The organism is Alteromonas infernus (genome assembly GCF_902705815.1).
This window is the reverse complement of the sequence record NZ_CACSIG010000007.1, coordinates 39,464-58,221: the sequence shown is the minus strand read 5'-3', so window position 1 is coordinate 58,221 and position 18,758 is coordinate 39,464. Positions and strand designations below refer to the sequence as shown.

Here is an 18,758-nt window from a genome sequence, read left to right as displayed (position 1 = left end):
TGTAACCAGAGCTATAGCTCAAGCCAAGGGGGAAGTAGGGTACATAACAACCACTGCTATTGTTTTTGCGCCTAGCGCTTCACGGGTGAGGGTAGTCCAATTGCCTTCAACGGTGTTGTCTGCCATCGACCCTCCAAAAATAGGGACCTGATCCCCAACCACACTGACAAACCCTTCTAAAATTCTTTCTTCATTCCCCGGCGGCAGCGCACACCATATTAGCGCAGGGCTTTCATAAGGGCGCCCGGCATTCACGAGTGCCTGTTGTAAAGCATTAGCCCCTGCCTTAAATGCACTGTTCTCATCTATGTTGGCACTGCCAACGCCGTAGGCCCCGGCATCGTCAAACACACAAAAAAGTGCAAGATCGCACTTTGCACTAACAGTTTTGCTATCGCAAAGTAGTGAACCCAAACATGAGCTGGAAACAAGAAAAGGCGTAGACGCTCGCTTTAAGGCGTGCTGAACATCTTGGAAAGGAAGACAGGCATTAGCGTAGCCAATTACCAGTGAAGGCAACTTTTTTTCAAAAAGCGCAGCGATGTCTTCTTTTATATGCGCAGGGTTAGCGCATTGTATCTCGAACGTTTCTATATGCATTTGGCTTTTACCACTAAACCTACCAATTAATAGTAGATTAAAATAACAAAAGCCTTATTAACCATTAGTCGCAATAACTGACCTAGGGTTTAGTTATCGAGATAGAATTTATCGTGAAACGTGTACACCCACGTGGGTTGGTAAATAACGAGTAACGTTATCGCCATACCGTTTAGTAATGCTTCTGGGAATACAAGTAGCGGAATGAGCAGAATATAGTTATCAAAAATAATGTCCCATGCATAAATGCCGTCCATGTAATAAAAGGCGCCGAGTGATAAGGTTTTTAGCGCTATCGAAAAGGCGGCGGGGAAAAACGCGCAGATGAAGATGTAGACAAATAACTGGCGAGGGATGCGGTGAAACGACAGCATGTAAAATAGGTAAGTAACGCTGATGGGGAGCACCGTACCTAATAGACCGTTTACACCCAGGTTTTGCCATGTTCCATAGCCTGTAGCGGTGGCGCCAACAAGGGCGATAAAAGCGGCGATAATTGCGTATCTAAAGCCGAGCATGAGCGTAAGCACAGATAAACCGAGGAAATGTACGTCTAGGCCTTCAAATATACCGGCTTTGAATAACCAAAGTACGAACAGCGAAGCCGCGGTGCCGAAAATAAGATGTTGTTGCTGCTTATTTTTGGCAAAGTGAATAAAGTCGATATTCTTTACAGCACCCAATAAAAAGGCACCATACATCAGTAAAGCTATGACTTGTAATGTACTCACATATACTCCCCGGCTACTGCGCCTACATTCTCAATTTTTAACTTTTGTACTCAGCCCAGATTGGGGCGTGGTCAGAGGGCTTCTCAATACCGCGAAGCTCGTAGTCAATGCCAGCATCAACAAGCGTGCTATGAAGAGACTTTGTTGCCAAGATCAAATCAATACGAAGACCTCGGTTGTCATTAAACCCCTTAGAGCGATAATCAAACCACGAAAACCTTTCGTTTGTTTCAGGGTTTAACGTACGGAAGCTATCTTCGAAACCCCAGCTGAAGAGCGTGTTGAGCCACTCGCGCTCTTCTGGCAAGAAGCTGCACTTGCCTGTTCGTAGCCAACGCTTGCGGTTTTCTTCACCAATGCCAATATCGAGGTCTGTGTGAGAAATGTTTACATCACCCATCACAATTACATTGTCTTCTGGCGTGTGGTTTTCGTCCAGATAGGTCATTAAATCTTTATAAAACTTACGTTTGGCTGGGTACTTGGTTTCATGCTTTTCGTTTTCACCCTGCGGGAAATAACCGTTCAGGATAGTGACAGGCTGGCCAGCGTCATCGGTAGTTTTTAATATGATCATTCTACGTTGCGTGTCTTCTTCATCCGTGGGAAAGCCCATAGTTACTGATAAAGGCTCTTTTTTAGCTAAGAAGGCGACACCGTAATGGCTTTTTTGACCGTGGAAGTAAACGTGGTAGCCCATTGCTTCAACTGCTTCAACAGGAAACTGCTCATTGTGAACCTTAATTTCCTGAAGCCCGATTATATCAGGCTGGTGGGCGTCGATAACGGCTTGTAGCTGGTGTAAGCGAGCGCGAATACCATTTATATTAAAGGAGATAACTTTCATATTTTTTAAACTGGTTGATACGAACTTCTAGCAAGTCTATCAGAAAGCGTCGACGCGCTTAATCATCAATTGCGGCTATATTAATGCATTCTGTCGATTGCATAGATTAAGTTTATTTATAGCTTACCGATGATCGCGTGAAGAGAGGCCGCAAAAGGTGGCTATAAATTCGCTTCTTGCGAAGCTTTGGTTAATTGAACTTGGTTTCCTAACGCAATTAAATATTCAAACCATGCATTAGCATCATCAATGATGTCTGTTATTACCTCACTATTTTCTAAAACAAGTGTTGGAAGTAGAGCGTCAACATCTTGTTTGAAAGACACCCATCTTTTCGCACAGCTCGCCATAGCCTGATAGTAGTTCGTTGGAATCTCTTTCTGCTTGGCAGCTAGCCGCCTGGCGATGATATTTGCCCCCATCGATGAACCTAACCATACGTAAGCTGCTGCGATAGCTTGTGATGTGGGAGATTTAAAGTTGAAATCTAGGGGCTTTTTAGCGTGGGTGTCTTGCTTAATGTTTTCTTTAATCTCGCTTTGGCTTAAGAGGGTATTGTGAAAATTAGGGTGGGTGTCTTTGTAAAAGGCACCAGTATCAGTGAGCTGAGATTTTTCAATATGGGCGTTTTCTTCTTGGGTGTTTGAGGTATTGCTCATTGAATCCAACGCGTGGGTGTCTTCGCTAATGGCGGTTAAAATAGCATCGCTATTAATCATCGATGCAATGCCTTCAAGCTGTGTGCTGTTCTGCTTTGCGTGATTTACCGCACGGGCAGCAGTTTCGTGAAAGTTTCTCATCACGAAAAGTACGGCTTGATAAGCCTTAACGCTAAATAAATTATCATCGTGATAAATCGAAAATGGATAAGTATTTTCTAGCGTGGTGTGGCTAGCATGGGTGTCTTGCTTAAGAGCGGTAAATAGGTTTCGCATGGACGGTGATTCTTCGCGATTAAATTACATGGTTTTTGTGGTTTGGCTTAACTTTATCATGGGTGTCTTTGTAACGGATAGGTGGGACGGAGTTTTTTTCCTGCCTATTTCATTGCGCCGAATACCAGTGCGGGTATACTTGCCGCAAATTTTAAGATAGGTAAAGAATTGTGTTTCCAGAAACAGTTGCAGATAAACTAACTGACGCAGTGATTGAACAGGCAATGAGGCTAAGTGCCGAAGAACGCCAAGAACTTGTTGTGAGCTATATCGTAAAAGCTAATGAGATTTGGCTGGTGCAGGGCAACGAAGGGTTTGTCATGTTTGAAAACGGTGATAGCGTCCAACTGCCGGTATTTCCACATAAAGATTTGGCGCAGAAATTCGTAGATATCAACGAAATTGTTGGTCAATGTACAAACGTAGCATTAGACGAATTTACTCAAACGTGGCTACCAGGCCTTGAGAAAAACGGTGTTGAACTTGTTATGTTCCCAACAACAAGTGACGTTGAAAACCTGGTTATGACCGCCGAAGACCTTGCCGCTGCGTTAAACGGCAACTAAGTTAAGGTTTGTGTATGTCATCCGAAGATAGTTTACTTCCTCTTGGCAAATCGCTGGCTAATGCGAAAGGGTGGGATGACTTTACTCGCACACTCATGTTAGCGGGAAAGGCGCTAACTCCGCTACCACAGCCATCGCGCAATGATAATACTGCGGTGGAAGGGTGTGAAAGCCCAGTATGGTTAGCTTTTTCTCACGATGAAGGCTGTCTTATGGCGTTTTCACCAAGTAAGGTAATACGCGGCGTACTCGCCGTTTTACTCGAAAAAGCAAATTCACTTACCAAGCAGCAGCGAAAGGCCTTTGATTTTGAAAATTATTTATCGCAATGCCAACTTGAGCGCTACTTAAGCCAATCGCGAGGAAACGGGATCAAGTCGGTTATAGCGAAGCTCAAGGATATCTAATTAAGAAGGATATCTAATTAAACCTGTGGCTTAATTTTACTTGTTTTTCGCCTCTATCCACTGGCTCATGTACTTACTCGCCGTCAGTGTTTGGTGCCAAAGTAGGCTTTGCATAAATAACGCAGCTCTGTGCGATTCTAAACTTTGCGTTAAATTTAGTATCTTCGTGGTTAGCTCAAATTGAGGTTGGTGGGCTTTAAACTCATTAAGTAAGAATTCCGCTTGGTGGCTCGCATTTTCCCACACCTCTTTATTGGTATAGAGCGCTACAGCGTGCTCTACATAGTTGTTAACCACCTCAGGCTTAGCGATATCAGTGCTACAAATAGCCCCGGGCCATGAATATGGTGCGTCATTACTCGGGTCGTCTTTCGCTACCTTTCTACGTACGATGCCTTCCGCGCCTACCCATGTTGTAATACTTGGTGTAAAACATCGCATTGCATCTAAAAGCTTTCCTTTCACGCCAGCCCCAAACCGTAAAGGCGCAATTAATGCCTTAGCGTTTACCATCACTGATTCAACGTCTGCGGCCCAACCCTTCACTAAAAAGCCTTGCTTGTCGTTGTGAAGTTGTGTGGCTTTTTTAGGTGGATAAGCGCCGTAAATGTGCAGTTCTGCTTGGGGAAGTGCTTTTTTAATTGCAGGCCACAGGCTTTGCTTAAGCTGAAGTACTGCATCCCAATTAGGCGCATGGCGAAAGTTACCGATGTGAACGAAATTGGCGCGCTGCTCAAAAGGAACCTGTATCGTCGTTGTATTGCCAACAACAAGGGGGTGATAATGAAGCTGCGCTGCTGGCACGCCGTAGTGTTCAGTGAGCAGCGCCATCTCTTGTTTGGAAATTACTAGAGTGAGATCGCTACGTAATATAGAAGCGATTTCTCTTTGTGCTAACTCACTGCTTAATTGTGCCTGTTTAGCATCGCCTGTTTTCTTTACGGCATCGTGCCTTGCTTGGCGTAAGCTATGTAAGTCTTCTGTATTTAAAATGCGTAGCGCTTCGGGGCAACTTTCTTTCACCCGCCACGAAAACTGCTCTTCTGTCATGTAGCGATCAAATATAACCACGTCTGGATTTAACCGCGCTATCAGCGTATTGAATGAACTGCAGTTCAGTGCCACAGAATGGGCTTGCACGCCCAGTGCTTCAAGGTCTGCTTTGTGCTCGCTATCTGTCGCTGCGGTTAAAAACGTTACGTTAAAATTAGCGTCTAAACAGCGCGTTATAAGCGATAGCATATTTTGGCCAGCGGCCGAAGAATTAGGCTCAGGCCATACATAACCAATTACAGCAACATTTAACATGGTGAAATTTTAACTTTTACGTTTGAGGTTAGCCTTAAAAGGCGCGGTGTTGTGGTGTTAGCGTGTGATGCTAACATAAATCTGCTTCTCTAGCGTTGAAACTGCAAGAAAGGGGTAACCCTTAGAAAATCTAATTCTTATAGGTAATTACCCCGAGTTTTTCTTTGTATTACAATTGTAGGTATGTAAAAACAAGCGGCACGGTATAATAAGCCAATCGGGATGAAGCTGATTATATGGCTCATTAGTGTCGGTATTATTGCCCTTGTATAGGTGCTTAAAAATAAAAGCTCGGCGTATGGCTGGTGCAAAAATCAGCTAATAAAGCGCAATTTAATTGCTTAGTATAACGTTTTGATTAATAAAAAAATCATACTTTTTTACTAAGCGGTATTTATTGACCTACCCGTTTTTTGTGCCTATACCTAAACAAACGTGAGGCAAATGGACGTACCTTGAGCGCTATATTGATAAAGGCGGCATTAAGAGAGTGCACGAATGAATTTAGATGAACTAGTTTCCAAAGCGGAAGACCTCTTCGTATTACCAGACTCGGTAACTCGACTTAAAGCTTGTATGGATGACGAAGCTTCGAGCATCGATGACATCGGTGAGATCATTGCTTTTGACCCTTCGTTGGCCACCCAACTTCTGCGTGTGGCGAACTCTGCGTTGTATCGATTTCCTAACAAAATTGATACCGTCACTCGCGCAATTCAGGTGGTGGGCACCCGATCTACCTACGATTTAGCACTTGCCTATGGCGTTAGTCAGGCCTTTAGCGATGTTCACGGCCAGTGTATCGATTTAGATAAATTTTGGGAGCAAAGTGTCTCCTGCGGCCTTTTGGCAAAATACTTTGCAGATATGCGCAATATTCGTGAACCTGAGCGCCTTTTTGTTTCCGGGTTGCTTCACAATATTGGCGAGCTTGTTACCGTATCCGTATTACCAGAGTCGGCTACGCGCTGTCAGGCGTTTAATGCCCGCGTTAGCCCTGCAGAGCTTCAGTTTGGCGTGTTGGGTTTTACTTATGCCGAGCTATCGGCCAGGCTCATTGAAAAGTGGGATATTCCCAGTACGATTTATGCGCCTATTGATAGTATTCACAAAGGGGAGGAAGGGGCCACGACTATTGAAGATAAAATTCTGCAGTTGTCTTACGTTTTAGCTCTCGATAATGTAAACCCTGAGATTTACCCAAGCTACCATAACCTCAAACCCGAGCAACACGAGGCGCTTTCGCTAAAACGGGAAGATCTAGAAGATGCATTAGATATAACCAATCTACAGTGTATTTCGATTATATCGCTATTTAATCCTAATGCCTTTATGTTGTATTAACTGAAGCGTATGCACGCTTCAGTTTAGCCTTCCGGTTTAATCGAAAATCGCGACGGTTTGTCTGCTTATCGCAATCACCTCGTTGTCTTTATCCCAAATTGTTGCTTCCGTGTGTCCGTAGCCATCAGCCGCTTGTCGCGTATGCGCTTTATAGCCAAACCAATCGGTGGGGCTTACAGGTTTATGCGGATGAATAAACTCTAAATTCCAGCTAACTGTGCTTGCTGGTGCAGGCAGCTTCATCATTTGCAGCAAGGTTGGCGGCCATGCATCAATCATGGTGATGATATGGGCATCGGTAATGGCTTCAGGCGCCTTTTTAAAACGCATAAATCCATGGTAGTGACTGGTTTTCTTGCGCGTAAATGGAATGCCGCCTTCGTCGATGGCTAAGTCAAAGTAACGCAAAAATTTTGGCGTTACTTTAGGAATTTGCGGTATGAATTTAGCCTTATTTGGTAAAGGCATATCGTGCTTTTCGTTGTTCTCGACGCGAATTCCAGACGCCCTGGCAACGCCAAAGCAGGCTTGAGAGAACACGCAGCTTTTTCCGTTTTGAATAGCGTGTGCCGTAAATTGCGATACGTTTTTACCCGTTCTTAGCAAAGTAACTTCAATAGAAAAAGGAGCTTCAAGTGACAAAGGGCCCACAAAGTTAGTGGTGAATGAGCGCAATACCCGATTGTCAGTAACTTGTTGCTTTACTGCACAGTAGAGCATACCGGCAGAAATGCCGCCAAATGCGGTACGGCCCTGTCCCCACGTTTTGGGAATGATAAGGCCATCAACCTTCCATGTGTTTTCCGAAGTCTGTGATAACTGAGGGATATTGAGCAATTCGTCTACTGTCATACTTGCTGTCTGGTCTGATGAGTTGAGTGTTTTGTCATCCTACCCTAAGCGCTATAGAACGAAAAGCCTGAGTTAGAAATTTTCGTTATGTTAACAAATAAGTAACAATAAGTTGTTTATTTTTTTACCTAATGCGTAGACTGGGGTTATCGTCACTTAAAAGGACTGTTATGGCCCATACTCACGTAGAAGGTATTCCTGCTAATGAAGCCGGAACATCAAGAAGTTACCGAAATTACGTTTTATTCATACTAACCCTGGTCTACGCCTTTAACTTTATAGACAGGCAAATCATTGGGATCCTTTCACCTTTCATTAAAGCTGATTTAGGTTTGGATGACGCCCAACTTGGGTGGTTAAAGGGGGTTTATTTCGCGCTATTGTACACGGTGATGGGAATTCCTATTGCTTGGCTCGCAGACCGCTACAGCCGGGTGAATATCATCGCCATCTCACTTACGTTGTGGAGCGGGTTTACCGCAGCTTCGGGGTTGGCGGCAAATTACATGCAGCTTGCCATTGCTCGAATAGGCGTTGGCATTGGCGAAGCAGGGGGCAGCCCACCGTCGCACAGTATTATCTCTGACCTTTTTCCGAAAGAAAAACCGAGCGGGGGGCACTCGCTATTTACTCTTTAGGTATCCCTTTTGGCGTTATGCTAGCGTTTTTTGCGTCTGCATTTTTCTTGCAAGGGGGGCTCAGCAGACTGGCGTACCGTTATGTACAGTGTGGGTATTCCTGGCGTGCTCCTTGCGATACTGCTTAAGTTAACGGTAAAAGAGCCAACTCGAACCGTATCTGCGCCAAGTGATGATACAACGAACAAGCCAAGCGTAAAGTCATCGCTTAAAATGCTTTTAAAGATACCCACATGGTGGGGAATGGCGCTGGGTATTTCGTTTGGCTCTTTCGGAAACTATGCAATATCAACATGGGTAATCGATTATTACGTACGCGCATTTGCGGGGCTAGACATTACCCAACTGCTGATTGTATTTGGAATTATTAACGGTACTGCATACGCGTTAGGTGTATGGCTGGGTGGCTATATCGCAGACCGATGGGGTAAGCACAATAAAAAGGCGTATGCGCTTTTGCCTGCTATTGCGCTGATTATCGGTGTTCCGGCTTTTTACGCTTCGCTTCAGGTCCAAGACTTATGGCTTTCTGTTGGGCTAATGGCGCTATTATTATTTACCAGCGGGTCGTATTTGGGGCCCAGCTTTGCTATGGCGCAAACCCTAGCGCCAATAAACGTACGGGCAATGTCAACGGCGCTATTTTTCTTCGTGTTAAATATTATTGCCCTAGGTGGCGGGCCTACGCTAACCGGTATTATAAGTCAGGCACTGGTTCCTTCTCTTGGTGAAACAGAAGCATTGCGACAAGCGCTGATTTACCTTGTAGTACCTTACGCGCTTTCAATTGCCGTTTTCTTATGGACAAGTACCAAAATCGTAAAAGATTGGGAAATGGCAGAAGCCAGAGGCTTGTAGTATTATCGTGCTTTATTGCTAAGGGGCTGATTTCAAGCCCCTTATTTGTTTGTGACATAACGGAGTGTATCGGTGTCTTCGACAGAGTTGAGTTTTCATTTTGCTCATGCAAACGGATTTCCCGCTGGCAGTTACAATGCGATGTTTTCGGCGTTGCCTAAGAACTTCAATCGTTTACACGTTGAGCGTTTCGGCCACGACCCTCAGCTTCCCGTGAATGGCAATTGGCGAAATCAAGTTCACGAGCTTATTAAGCATGTAAGAAAAGAGAATACGGACTCACGCGGTGTATTTGGCGTTGGGCATTCATTTGGTGCGGTTATCACCTATATGGCCGCATGCGAGGCGCCAGAACTGTTTCGAGGCATCATTTTACTCGACCCGCCGCTGGTGGTTGGCCCGCTAAGCTACTTTTTCAGGTTTGCTAAGTATACACCGTTAATCAATAAGCTAACCCCGGCGAAACTCGCGCAAACACGCAAAAGTAGTTGGCCGAGTAATACCGATATGGAGGCATACTTTCATAGCAAAGCCTTGTTTAGAGATATGGACAAACGCTGCGTACGAGACTACGTAAAGTCGGTGACTGCGTTAAAAGGAGAAACTATATCGCTGACATTTCGCGCTGACGTTGAAGCTGCGTTGTTTCGAAACGTACCTCATAATTTGGGAAAATATAGAGGGAAACTACAATGTCCGGCAGTGCTCGCAACGGGAAGTAAAAGTAATGTATGTAAGCCAGAAATGTATTCTCGCCTAATGAAGCATAACGCTATTGATCATGTTGTGCTTGAAGGGGGGCATATGTTTCCTTTAGAACATCCAGAGCAAGTGGCAGCGTTTATAGAACGTACGATAACGAAGTGGAATACATAGTGGGGCACGATTTGGCGCAGTTGCGCCAAATCATTTTTAGAGCGTTATGCTGATGTTTGGGGCTGGCTTAAACCGCCAACCGGCTGGCCTAACATTTCTCTGGTTACCAATACTACACCTTTCTCTGAAACGCGGAACCCTCGCGCTTTATCTTGCTCTAGGTCGTAACCAATTGTTGTGCCTTCCGGGATAACGCAGCCGCGATCAATAATGACTCTTTTCAATTTGCAGTGGCGTTTTATTTCTACATCGGGAAGGATGACCGCGTCTTCAATTAAACCGTAAGAATGCACACGTACGTTAGAAAAACAAATAGACGAGCGAAGCGTTGAGCCTGAAATAATACAGCCCCCTGAAACGACAGAATTAATTGCCTCGCCACGTCTGTCGTGGTCTTCCCATACGAACTTGGCCGGTGGTAATTGTTCTTGGTATGTCCAAATGGGCCATTTTCTATCATACAAATTAAGCTGTGGAACTGGCGCAACCATTTCCATATTCGCTTCCCAAAAGGAATCAATTGTGCCGACGTCACGCCAGTAGGCGTTATCGCCACCACTTTGTTCAAACGGGTAAGCGTAGACGGGGTGGTCTGCAATAATAGATGGAATAATGTCCTTACCAAAATCGCGCTGAGACCCCATGTTTTCAGAGTCAACCCGTAGCTGTTCGAAAAGAAATTCGGTATCGAAAACATAGTTGCCCATAGACGCTAGACAGCGAGTGGGATCATTTGGAAGGGGAGTGGGGTTTGCAGGTTTTTCTTCAAAACCGTTAATACGGTAGTTCTCGTCTACTGACATCACGCCGAATGCACCTGCTGCTTCTTCTAAAGGTACTGACATGCAGGAAACGGTCATCTTGGCACCTGATTCTTTGTGCTTGGCTAGCATATCGCCGTAGTCCATTCGGTAAATATGATCGCCCGACAAGATCATGACATATTTCGGCAGCTCATCTCGGATGATATCTATGTTTTGGAAAACGGCGTCAGCGGTGCCTTCATACCAACTGTCTGAAAAGCGTTGAGAAGCCGGAAGAATTTCAACAGATTCGCCGAGCTCCTTCTTAAAGTGGCCCCAGCCCCTTACAAGGTGACGGATGAGAGAGTGCGATTTGTATTGGGTGACCACGCCTATTCGTCGAATACCAGAATTCACGCAATTTGATAGTGGGAAGTCGATAATTCTAAATTTACCGCCAAAATAAAGTGCCGGTTTGGCTCGCCAAGTAGTGAGTTCGTGTAATCTAGAACCTTTTCCACCCGCAAGAATGAGCGCATAAGTATCGCGAGTAAGGTTACTGATGTAACGAGAACTTTGATCTGCCATTTCCTATAGACTCCTGTAAAAAAGCGACAACTGTGTATCGATAGAAATATAAAAAGAAAACGAAGTGTTGCGATTGATTGCGCTATATATGAACAGTCTGTTTGAACAGGCTTTTTGATAACATAAACCCATACTACACAAGATATTTTAGAATGACAGTGGGATTTTCAATGTTTGTGACGAATTGGTAAATTTTTTTAAAATTGTGTTGTGTGGTGGCTTACAGAGACACCCAAGCCAAGCAGCTTCCCCCGACTTGCAAAGACGACTTGCAAAGACACCCAATTTAATTAGCTCGTAGCTGCATTCATCTTAAATTCTTAAGAAAGACACCCATGCTAAGAAATCAGCGTTTGGCTCCCAGTCCGAGCATATGCAAATAGTTATATACAAAGACACCCACCCTAATTCTTGTTCAAGGCCATGAAGCATTCTTCTATGAAAAGTGCGCCGAACATCCGTAAAAAAGTTTAAGTTGGGTGTCTATCTAACTTTTAAACAAGAAAAGAATAAGTAGAACAATCAGTGACAATTGTTAATTAAATGTTATATTTGAGTTGGTTGATTTATTTAAGGAGCTTCTAATGGGTGTACTGAAGAAACTTTTAATAGTATTTGGCGCTGTAATTGCAATTATCGTGATTTCTAGCTTTTTCATTCCGAAAGATTATAGTGTAGAAAGAACGATCACAATTGATGCCGAACCTTCTGATGTCTACCCATACGTTGTAGATTTAAGAGAATGGAAAAAATGGGGCGTTTGGTTTAAACGCGACCCTAATATGCAGCTTACCTACTCAGGCCCAGATAGAGCTATTGGCATGCGCTCGGTATGGGAAAGCGAGACTGAGGGAAATGGCGAAATGGAGATTACTCAATTAGAGCACAATAAACGTGTACTTTACCGTTTGTATTTCCCAGATTTTGACATGGGCTCTTCGGGGATAGTAGAAATAAAGCCAACGGCAGGTGGTACGTTAGTTACTTGGAGGGATGAAGGGACGGTAGACAATAATCCAATCAATCGATATTTCGCTTTATTAATGGACGGCATGATTGGACCGGACTTCGAGATGGGTTTAGAGAACTTAAAGATACTAGTAGAGAATGATGTGTAACTGAGGCAGCGTTATGATCTTATTATCGAAAGGTGCCGTAATTAAACACAAAAAATAGCGGTACACATCCGGCTTAATGAAACCAAAAATTCAACTCCTAGCGGGCTTGTCTTTCAACAAGCTTGCGGACCTTTTAATTTCAGCAAAGACCACTTTGACAGCCCTTCTTTTGAGCGTTGGTGCGCCGATTTGGATGATCGGTTGGTTAGTGCCCATTAGAGAGTCTGGAGCTCTCCTTCCTCAGGTTCTAATAAGCATATATCTGCGTAAACACCCAAAGAGACACATAGTGTGGCGGGTGGGTATGTTGGTTCAGTCTCTTGCTGTCATTGGAATGCTTGTTTCTGCTACACTCTTATCTGGTGCCAAAGCGGGAGCATGCATACTTGCCTCACTTGTATTGTTAAGTCTAGGGCGCTCAGCTTGTTCACTTACGGTCAAAGATATGGAGGCTGATGTAGCGAGAAAGGGTCAGCGAGGAAATCTGATTGGCGTCGCTTCAACGGTGTCTGGAGTAATAACGCTTCTCATAGCTATACCCTTAGCGCTCTATGAGGGGGCTTTTTCTTCTAATACGCTTATGGTCATTTTGTGTGTGAGTGTCTTGGCCTTTCTTGTAACATTAGTATGTGTCTGGCCAATCAAAACAAACGTAGAATTAGATGACAGTTCAGACGGTGCCATGGGCATTGATTTTGATTCGACGGTGTACAAGTTTATATTCGTTAGAGGCCTATTCGTTCACTCTGCGTTAGTTGCTCCTTATTTCATGCTTGAAAAAAGCGGCGAGGCCCAAGAGTTACTTCCGATTTATATTGGCGCAGAAGCATTAGCGGCGCTTTTGTCTTCAATCATTTGGGGTAAAATTGCGGATAAGAGTGCAAAGCTAACGCTTCAAGCCTCAGGCGTTCTCGCTCTATTTGCATGCGTTGGATTACTTGTACTTCAATCAACGTCAATAGTCACTTCAGCACTTCTATTTTTCGTTCTCTCCGTTGCCCATGCTGGCGTAAGGACAGGAAGAAAAACCTATAGTTTAGATGTAAAAGATGGTCATGACAGAACTGAGCTTGTCGGGTTCTCTAATACAGCGATTGGACTTATTTTGCTTGGCTTTGGGGCTATCTACGCTGCCTTAACGCCTGTTTTGTCGTTCAGCGTCGTATATATCATGTCTGCTATGCTTTTATTTGCCATAGTCGCTTCACTTATTTTACCGAATGAAAAGTGATAGGCAGCTAATCGTCAAAGCAAACTGCTGCAGACTTAATGCATGCCATTCTTTTCCTATTGGTGCGCTTTTTGAACGCCAACATAGACGCCGTGTTACCTACTGCAAATGAGAAAAGATTTTCGAAACTGCTTATGGTTTGTAGCCACTCTGGTGAGGTTGTATCAATAATGACTCGCTCAACATTTTGTACCTCAGATGAGGTTGTGCTGTTTTTCGGCAACGAATTAGTTAATGCGGCAATCGAATCGCTAAGAAGAAAGCAATATTGTTTGAGCGTAAGATTTAAATATTTTTTGTTTTTGGGTCGCTTTTCACCTTTAAATGGTATTAAACCCTGAGTCTTTTTATTTTTTGATGGGCAGAAAAGTCGTGTATAAATGCTCGTGTACACAGAATCGTTTAAGCTTTTCGCCGCATTAGCCCGAATAGGGTTTAAGTCGACATAAGCCATGCAAGATAGCAACGCTTTTTCAGTTAATAGTGCTTGAGAGCGAAAGCGTCCCTCCCAAAAGCGGCCTGTACACTCATCCTCTTCGTTCGCTTTTCTTGCAATATGCTCGTTTAAGTCTCTCATAAACCAACTGATGTCAAAAAGCCTTTTCCTGTAGATATCTGCGGTTTCTTTGACTGCTTCTATCTCAATATCGCTCAGAACCTCTCCTTTTAAATACCTTTGGGTAAGTAAAGTTCCCCTGTGTATTTTGTGCCATTGGCGTAAAACCGTATCTAGTGACCAGGATAGCGCTGCGCTTTTATTTACACACAACACAATGTGAATATGGTTACTCATGACGGCATATGCACAAATGTCGATAGCGAAAATACTACTTAAAAACAGTAACCTGTTTTCGACCCAAGACTTTCTGTGCTCATAGCTAACATTCGTTGTGTGGTCATAGCCACAAAGGTAGCTTCGACGTACACATCGCGAAATACAATGATAATAAGGGGTATCTTGAAGGCTTATAAGAGATTTCCTGCTTTGCGCCATGATGCTTTTCTACGATCGTTGGAAAAAGTTTCAAGACAGTAGCATTATCACTAGCCCTTTGTGACCTGAACTCAAGGTGTGTTTTGTTAATACCTTAATTGCTAGGAAAGACACCCATTTTTAAACATGCTCTATTTGGCAAGATACCCATTATACCCCCCCTTTTTAAAAGAAAGTTACGCAGACACCCACGTTAGCTTTTTAGAAGGTTTTATCAAAAAGTAGCAACTAAATGGCTACATGAGTAATCGATACAATTTATAGTGGGTGTCTTGCTAAATTTATGGTGGGTGTCTTGCTAAGAGGTATCTTGATAAGAGGTAGGCTAGCATCAAGCTAAAGCGTCATAAAAAACTTTTAGGATGGATGGCTCGATAAAAAGAGCATGCTTGGAAGGGCAGCATGCTCCAAAAAAATCAATTATTTAGCTAATAATGCGTTTGCGGCTTTCGATACCGGTGGGCGGCCCAAAACCTCAGAGATATAGGACGATGAAGTAAGTAATCTATCCATATTCACACCTGATGAAATTTCCATCCCATTAAGCATATAAACAACATCTTCAGTTGCAACATTTCCACTAGCCCCTTTTGCATAAGGACACCCCCCAAGACCCGCGACAGCGGAGTCGATAGTAGCAATCCCGTATTCAAGTGCTTTGTACAAATTAACGAGAGCTTGGCCGTATGTATCGTGAAAATGGGCCGCAAGTTTTTGTGCAGGTATATCCTTAAGCACATCTTCTAACAGTAGACTCGTTGCTCTAGGCGTGCCGGCTCCAATAGTGTCCCCCAACGAAATTTCATAACAACCCATATCAAGTAGGGCTTTACTCACTTGCGTAACTGTTTTAGGCGAAATGTCCCCTTGATAGGGGCACCCCATAACACATGAAACATAGCCTCTAACCTTAATATTATTCTGATCAGCCAATTGAAAAACATCTTCAAAGCGTTTCAAACTCTCGCTTATAGAGCAGTTTATATTTTTTTGCGAGAATGCCTCAGATGCAGAGCCGAACACAGCAACTTCTTTTACGCCAGCGTCAATAGCGGTTTCTAGTCCCCTAAGATTAGGTGTAAGCGCAGAATACTGGACATCTGTTCTAGAAGGGAGCGCCTGGAAAACTTCATCCGAATTTGCCATTTGAGGTACCCACTTTGGAGAAACAAAGCTGCCTGCTTCTATGCGTTTAAGGCCGGTTTTTGAAAGTAGATTTATTAGCTCAATCTTCTGCGCTGCACTTAAGTTGAGCGTTTCATTTTGTAGTCCGTCGCGCGGACCAACTTCAACAATACTGACTTTAGATGGAAGCATAATATTAAGCCTCAGCCAAATCTTTCGAAGAAAACGCTAAAAGCGTTGCCCCACCGTCAACGAGCTCCCCTGGGTTGAAATAAAACTCTTCAACCTTGCCATCATGAGGAGCAATAATGCTGTGTTCCATTTTCATGGCTTCCATTATTAGGATAGGCTCACCTTTTTTGACCTCTTGCCCCTTGCTAACAAGGTGGGTAACGATAGTGCCATTCATTGGTGCATTAAAGTTTGCTTGGTCATCGGTACTGTTGACGTCACCTAACGATGCTGTCTTAACAACATACTTGACGTGTGTGTCTTTGTTAAAAAGGGTAAACTGTTCGCTATCTTGAGAGAATGAAAACGTCCTCTTGTGTCCGTCAATAGTAGCGTTTAGCGTTTGGTCAATAATAACGCCAGAGGCCGCAAAGCTTTGGCCATCTACGGTTACTTCCCAGTAACCATGGCTATCATCAAAATGATGCTTAACTTCAACCTGTGTTTCCTTGTTGTCGCTAATCAGCGTAAGCGTCTCACTGTGTTGACTATTGACCCTCCAAGCGCCGGCTGTCGACCATACAGAGAGTGTTCTTGGGCTTTGGCTTCTCGTTAGAATGGAAAGTAGTGCCATAGCGGGGAAGTCGTGTTGGGTGTCTTGATTAATCGTTTCACTAAAGAGTGTATCGTGGTGCTTTTCCACGAATGTAGTTGTTAGTTCCGCGGAAACGAAAGATGGGTGTGACGCTACACGCTTTAAAAAATCAATGTTAGTGCTTACCCCGTCGATATAATATTCCCCCAAAGCGCTTGTTAAACGCTTCAGTGCAACTTCACGGTTCTCTCCCCAAACCACAAGCTTGGCAATCATAGGGTCGTAAAACACACTTACTTCATCACCTTGCTCTACACCTGTATCTACGCGAACTACATCATTTTCTTCTGGCGCATGCAGTAAGCGTAAGGTACCCGTTGAAGGTAAAAACTCATTCTTTGGATCTTCGGCATAAATACGCGCTTCGAATGCGTGTCCCGTTAATGTAAGTGCGTTTTGCGCCTTAGGTAACGGCTTTCCTTCAGCGATTATGAGTTGCCAAAGTACTAAGTCTTCTCGCGTAATCATCTCGGTAACAGGGTGTTCCACTTGCAGACGTGTGTTCATTTCCATGAAGTAAAATGAATCATCTTCATCAAGTAAGAACTCAACAGTGCCAGCACCAACATAATTGATTGCTTTGGCTGCAAGAATTGCAGCCTCACCCATTTTTTCTCTAACGTGCTCAGACATCTTTGGGGCAGGGGCTTCTTCAATAATTTTTTGATGTCGACGCTGCACTGAGCAGTCGCGCTCGAAGAGGTAAACTCCATTACCATGGGTGTCACAAAAAACTTGGATTTCGACATGACGAGGCCGAGTCAGGTATTTCTCAACAAGCATATGGTCATCGCCAAAGCTCGCCATAGACTCGCGTTTGGCAGCGTTTAGGGCTTGGGAGAAATCTTTTTCGCTCCAAACCTGACGCATACCTTTACCACCGCCACCGGCAGCAGCCTTAAGAAGCACTGGATAACCCATATCATCAGCAGCTGCTTTTAATACCGATTCGTCTTGGTCATCGCCATGGTAACCGGGTACTAGAGGTACGCCGGCTTTTTCCATTATGTGTTTAGCCGCAGATTTAGAGCCCATTGCTTCAATTGCTGACGCTGGTGGGCCTACGAAGATAATGTCGTTCTTAGCACAAAGCTTGGCGAATTCAGCATTTTCCGAGAGAAAACCATAACCTGGGTGAATAGCATCAACGCCTAGCTGCTTTGCTTTTTCGATTATTACATGGCTTTTTAAATAACTTTCTTTTGACGGGGACGGACCAAGGTAAATAGCCTCATCTGCCATTTTTACGTGCAGTGCATTGCGGTCGGCGTCTGAGTATACGGCGACGGTTTTTATGCCCTGTGCGATGGCTGTCTTTATAACACGGCAGGCAATTTCACCGCGGTTTGCAATTAGTAATTTATTTATCATTGTTCATCTCCACCCAAGAAGCACTGCGCTTTTCTAAAAAGGCAGATAAGCCCTCTTGACCTTCCTCTGAGGTCCTAACTTGGGCAATTAACTTACTTGTTTTGCTCAGTAACTCATTATTGATTTCTTGCGAAGACACCCACTGCACGAGCGCTTTCGCTTTCGCTACAGCCTGAGGTCCGTTCTTAATGATGTTAGATAAAATGTTGTCGATAGTGCTATCAAGCTCGTCTTCAGTCACCGATTCGCTTAGAAGGCCTAACCGTCTGGCTCTTCTGGCAGAAAAAACTTCCGCCGTTTGGAAATAACGCCTGCAAACACGAGCGCCCATTGCTTCAACAACGTAAGGGCTAATTGTGGCCGGGATAAGACCAATTTTAACTTCACTTAAGCAAAACTTGCTCAGCTTGCTTCCGATGGCAATGTCGCAACACGCAATCAAGCCTACAGCTCCGCCGAAGGCTGCGCCTTGTACTCTTGCTATCGTTGGCTTCGGCATTGTGTAAAGCGTTTGCAGCATTTCTGCCAAACCGAGTGCGTCATTTTCATTTTGCGCTTCGGTATAGGTGGCCATTCTTTTCATCCAGTTAAGATCAGCACCAGCACTAAAGCTTTTACCTTCTGCCTTTAAGATCAGTGCTCTTACGTTCTTATCTTCTCCCGCCTGTTTAAATGCTCGGGTTAGCTCACTTATCATTTTATCGTCGAAGGCATTGTGCTTTTCAGCTCTATTCAATGTAACAGTGGCGATGTTTCTTTCGTCTACGTGGTAAATAACCGATGGTTCCATGACCTAAACT

The 18,758-nt window shown here is 44.1% G+C and carries 17 protein-coding genes and 1 pseudogene; 7 read left to right on the top strand and 11 right to left on the bottom strand.

Features of this window, described 5'->3' with window-relative positions:
• Nucleotides 1-18: 18 nt before the first annotated feature.
• The 4 genes from ACX5J7_RS01730 to ACX5J7_RS01715 form a co-directional block, all read right to left on the bottom strand.
• Nucleotides 19-600 carry an FIST N-terminal domain-containing protein gene (locus tag ACX5J7_RS01730; RefSeq protein WP_498705872.1) on the bottom strand — a complete coding sequence of 194 codons (582 nt, stop codon included), beginning with the start codon at nt 598-600 and terminating at the stop codon, nt 19-21.
• A gap of 89 nt (nt 601-689) precedes the next feature.
• Complete coding sequence (locus tag ACX5J7_RS01725; RefSeq protein ID WP_020745780.1) at nt 690-1,331, bottom strand: energy-coupling factor ABC transporter permease; 642 nt, start codon at nt 1,329-1,331, stop codon at nt 690-692.
• Nucleotides 1,332-1,368: 37 nt separating this feature from the next.
• The gene (gene xthA / locus ACX5J7_RS01720; RefSeq protein WP_278385911.1) at nt 1,369-2,178 is read right to left on the bottom strand and encodes an exodeoxyribonuclease III; all 810 of its coding nucleotides are present in this window, start codon (nt 2,176-2,178) and stop codon (nt 1,369-1,371) included.
• Nucleotides 2,179-2,339: 161 nt separating this feature from the next.
• Nucleotides 2,340-3,113 carry a heme oxygenase-like domain-containing protein gene (locus tag ACX5J7_RS01715; protein ID WP_498705870.1) on the bottom strand — a complete coding sequence of 258 codons (774 nt, stop codon included), beginning with the start codon at nt 3,111-3,113 and terminating at the stop codon, nt 2,340-2,342.
• A 170-nt stretch (nt 3,114-3,283) separates the two neighbouring features.
• Between ACX5J7_RS01715 and ACX5J7_RS01710 the strand changes: the two genes are divergently transcribed.
• Nucleotides 3,284-3,679 carry a DUF2750 domain-containing protein gene (locus ACX5J7_RS01710; protein WP_287148841.1) on the top strand — a complete coding sequence of 132 codons (396 nt, stop codon included), beginning with the start codon at nt 3,284-3,286 and terminating at the stop codon, nt 3,677-3,679.
• Nucleotides 3,680-3,693: 14 nt separating this feature from the next.
• Complete coding sequence (locus ACX5J7_RS01705; protein WP_287148842.1) at nt 3,694-4,086, top strand: SufE family protein; 393 nt, start codon at nt 3,694-3,696, stop codon at nt 4,084-4,086.
• A 36-nt stretch (nt 4,087-4,122) separates the two neighbouring features.
• Here ACX5J7_RS01705 and ACX5J7_RS01700 read toward each other — a convergent pair whose 3' ends face one another.
• Nucleotides 4,123-5,394 carry a glycosyltransferase gene (locus ACX5J7_RS01700; protein ID WP_498705869.1) on the bottom strand — a complete coding sequence of 424 codons (1,272 nt, stop codon included), beginning with the start codon at nt 5,392-5,394 and terminating at the stop codon, nt 4,123-4,125.
• Nucleotides 5,395-5,892: 498 nt separating this feature from the next.
• Here ACX5J7_RS01700 and ACX5J7_RS01695 point away from each other — a divergent pair, with 498 nt between their 5' ends.
• Nucleotides 5,893-6,738 (top strand): HDOD domain-containing protein, encoded by an 846-nt coding sequence (locus ACX5J7_RS01695; RefSeq protein WP_015066931.1) that lies wholly within the window; start codon nt 5,893-5,895, stop codon nt 6,736-6,738.
• Nucleotides 6,739-6,774: 36 nt separating this feature from the next.
• On the opposite strand, the gene ACX5J7_RS01690 is transcribed toward ACX5J7_RS01695, so the two are convergent.
• Nucleotides 6,775-7,590: an acyl-CoA thioesterase gene (locus ACX5J7_RS01690; protein ID WP_012518149.1), complete on the bottom strand. Its 816-nt coding sequence runs from the start codon at nt 7,588-7,590 to the stop codon at nt 6,775-6,777.
• Between the two features lie 131 nt (nt 7,591-7,721).
• Between ACX5J7_RS01690 and ACX5J7_RS01685 the strand changes: the two are divergent.
• Nucleotides 7,722-9,086, top strand: a pseudogene (locus ACX5J7_RS01685) (spinster family MFS transporter).
• Between the two features lie 72 nt (nt 9,087-9,158).
• Entirely contained in the window at nt 9,159-9,962 is an 804-nt protein-coding gene (locus tag ACX5J7_RS01680) for an alpha/beta fold hydrolase (RefSeq protein WP_498705867.1), read from the top strand.
• 44 nt (nt 9,963-10,006) lie between these two features.
• Here the strand turns inward: ACX5J7_RS01680 and glgC are convergent, their stop codons facing one another.
• The gene (gene glgC / locus ACX5J7_RS01675) at nt 10,007-11,293 is read right to left on the bottom strand and encodes a glucose-1-phosphate adenylyltransferase (RefSeq protein ID WP_015066933.1); all 1,287 of its coding nucleotides are present in this window, start codon (nt 11,291-11,293) and stop codon (nt 10,007-10,009) included.
• A gap of 584 nt (nt 11,294-11,877) precedes the next feature.
• Here glgC and ACX5J7_RS01670 point away from each other — a divergent pair.
• Both ACX5J7_RS01670 and ACX5J7_RS01665 read left to right on the top strand, forming a co-directional pair.
• The gene (locus ACX5J7_RS01670; protein ID WP_474371919.1) at nt 11,878-12,411 is read left to right on the top strand and encodes an SRPBCC family protein; all 534 of its coding nucleotides are present in this window, start codon (nt 11,878-11,880) and stop codon (nt 12,409-12,411) included.
• 76 nt (nt 12,412-12,487) lie between these two features.
• Entirely contained in the window at nt 12,488-13,642 is a 1,155-nt protein-coding gene (locus ACX5J7_RS01665; protein ID WP_474376537.1) for an MFS transporter, read from the top strand.
• 7 nt (nt 13,643-13,649) lie between these two features.
• On the opposite strand, the gene ACX5J7_RS01660 is transcribed toward ACX5J7_RS01665, so the two are convergent.
• The 4 genes from ACX5J7_RS01660 to ACX5J7_RS01645 form a co-directional block, all read right to left on the bottom strand.
• A complete protein-coding gene (locus ACX5J7_RS01660) occupies nt 13,650-14,636 on the bottom strand; it encodes a transposase (RefSeq protein ID WP_278384154.1) in 987 nt (328 codons plus the stop codon).
• Between the two features lie 420 nt (nt 14,637-15,056).
• Nucleotides 15,057-15,953 (bottom strand): hydroxymethylglutaryl-CoA lyase, encoded by an 897-nt coding sequence (locus ACX5J7_RS01655; RefSeq protein WP_498705865.1) that lies wholly within the window; start codon nt 15,951-15,953, stop codon nt 15,057-15,059.
• 4 nt (nt 15,954-15,957) lie between these two features.
• The gene (locus ACX5J7_RS01650) at nt 15,958-17,958 is read right to left on the bottom strand and encodes an acetyl/propionyl/methylcrotonyl-CoA carboxylase subunit alpha (RefSeq protein WP_498705864.1); all 2,001 of its coding nucleotides are present in this window, start codon (nt 17,956-17,958) and stop codon (nt 15,958-15,960) included.
• Nucleotides 17,948-18,748: an enoyl-CoA hydratase/isomerase family protein gene (locus tag ACX5J7_RS01645; RefSeq protein WP_012518159.1), complete on the bottom strand. Its 801-nt coding sequence runs from the start codon at nt 18,746-18,748 to the stop codon at nt 17,948-17,950. Before ACX5J7_RS01645 ends, ACX5J7_RS01650 begins: the two co-directional genes overlap by 11 nt.
• Nucleotides 18,749-18,758 lie beyond the last annotated feature (10 nt).

Bases quoted from the DNA above. Each gene is read 5' to 3' on its own strand.
- ACX5J7_RS01730 (WP_498705872.1), bottom strand. From the start codon at position 600: ATGCATATAGAAACGTTCGAGATACAATGCGCTAACCCTGCGCATATA.
- xthA (WP_278385911.1), bottom strand. From the start codon at position 2,178: ATGAAAGTTATCTCCTTTAATATAAATGGTATTCGCGCTCGCTTACAC.
- ACX5J7_RS01715 (WP_498705870.1), bottom strand. From the start codon at position 3,113: ATGCGAAACCTATTTACCGCTCTTAAGCAAGACACCCATGCTAGCCAC.
- ACX5J7_RS01705 (WP_287148842.1), top strand. From the start codon at position 3,694: ATGTCATCCGAAGATAGTTTACTTCCTCTTGGCAAATCGCTGGCTAAT.
- ACX5J7_RS01700 (WP_498705869.1), bottom strand. From the start codon at position 5,394: ATGTTAAATGTTGCTGTAATTGGTTATGTATGGCCTGAGCCTAATTCT.
- ACX5J7_RS01695 (WP_015066931.1), top strand. From the start codon at position 5,893: ATGAATTTAGATGAACTAGTTTCCAAAGCGGAAGACCTCTTCGTATTA.
- ACX5J7_RS01690 (WP_012518149.1), bottom strand. From the start codon at position 7,590: ATGACAGTAGACGAATTGCTCAATATCCCTCAGTTATCACAGACTTCG.
- glgC (WP_015066933.1), bottom strand. From the start codon at position 11,293: ATGGCAGATCAAAGTTCTCGTTACATCAGTAACCTTACTCGCGATACT.
- ACX5J7_RS01670 (WP_474371919.1), top strand. From the start codon at position 11,878: ATGGGTGTACTGAAGAAACTTTTAATAGTATTTGGCGCTGTAATTGCA.
- ACX5J7_RS01665 (WP_474376537.1), top strand. From the start codon at position 12,488: ATGAAACCAAAAATTCAACTCCTAGCGGGCTTGTCTTTCAACAAGCTT.
- ACX5J7_RS01660 (WP_278384154.1), bottom strand. From the start codon at position 14,636: ATGGCGCAAAGCAGGAAATCTCTTATAAGCCTTCAAGATACCCCTTAT.
- ACX5J7_RS01655 (WP_498705865.1), bottom strand. From the start codon at position 15,953: ATGCTTCCATCTAAAGTCAGTATTGTTGAAGTTGGTCCGCGCGACGGA.
- ACX5J7_RS01650 (WP_498705864.1), bottom strand. From the start codon at position 17,958: ATGATAAATAAATTACTAATTGCAAACCGCGGTGAAATTGCCTGCCGT.
- ACX5J7_RS01645 (WP_012518159.1), bottom strand. From the start codon at position 18,748: ATGGAACCATCGGTTATTTACCACGTAGACGAAAGAAACATCGCCACT.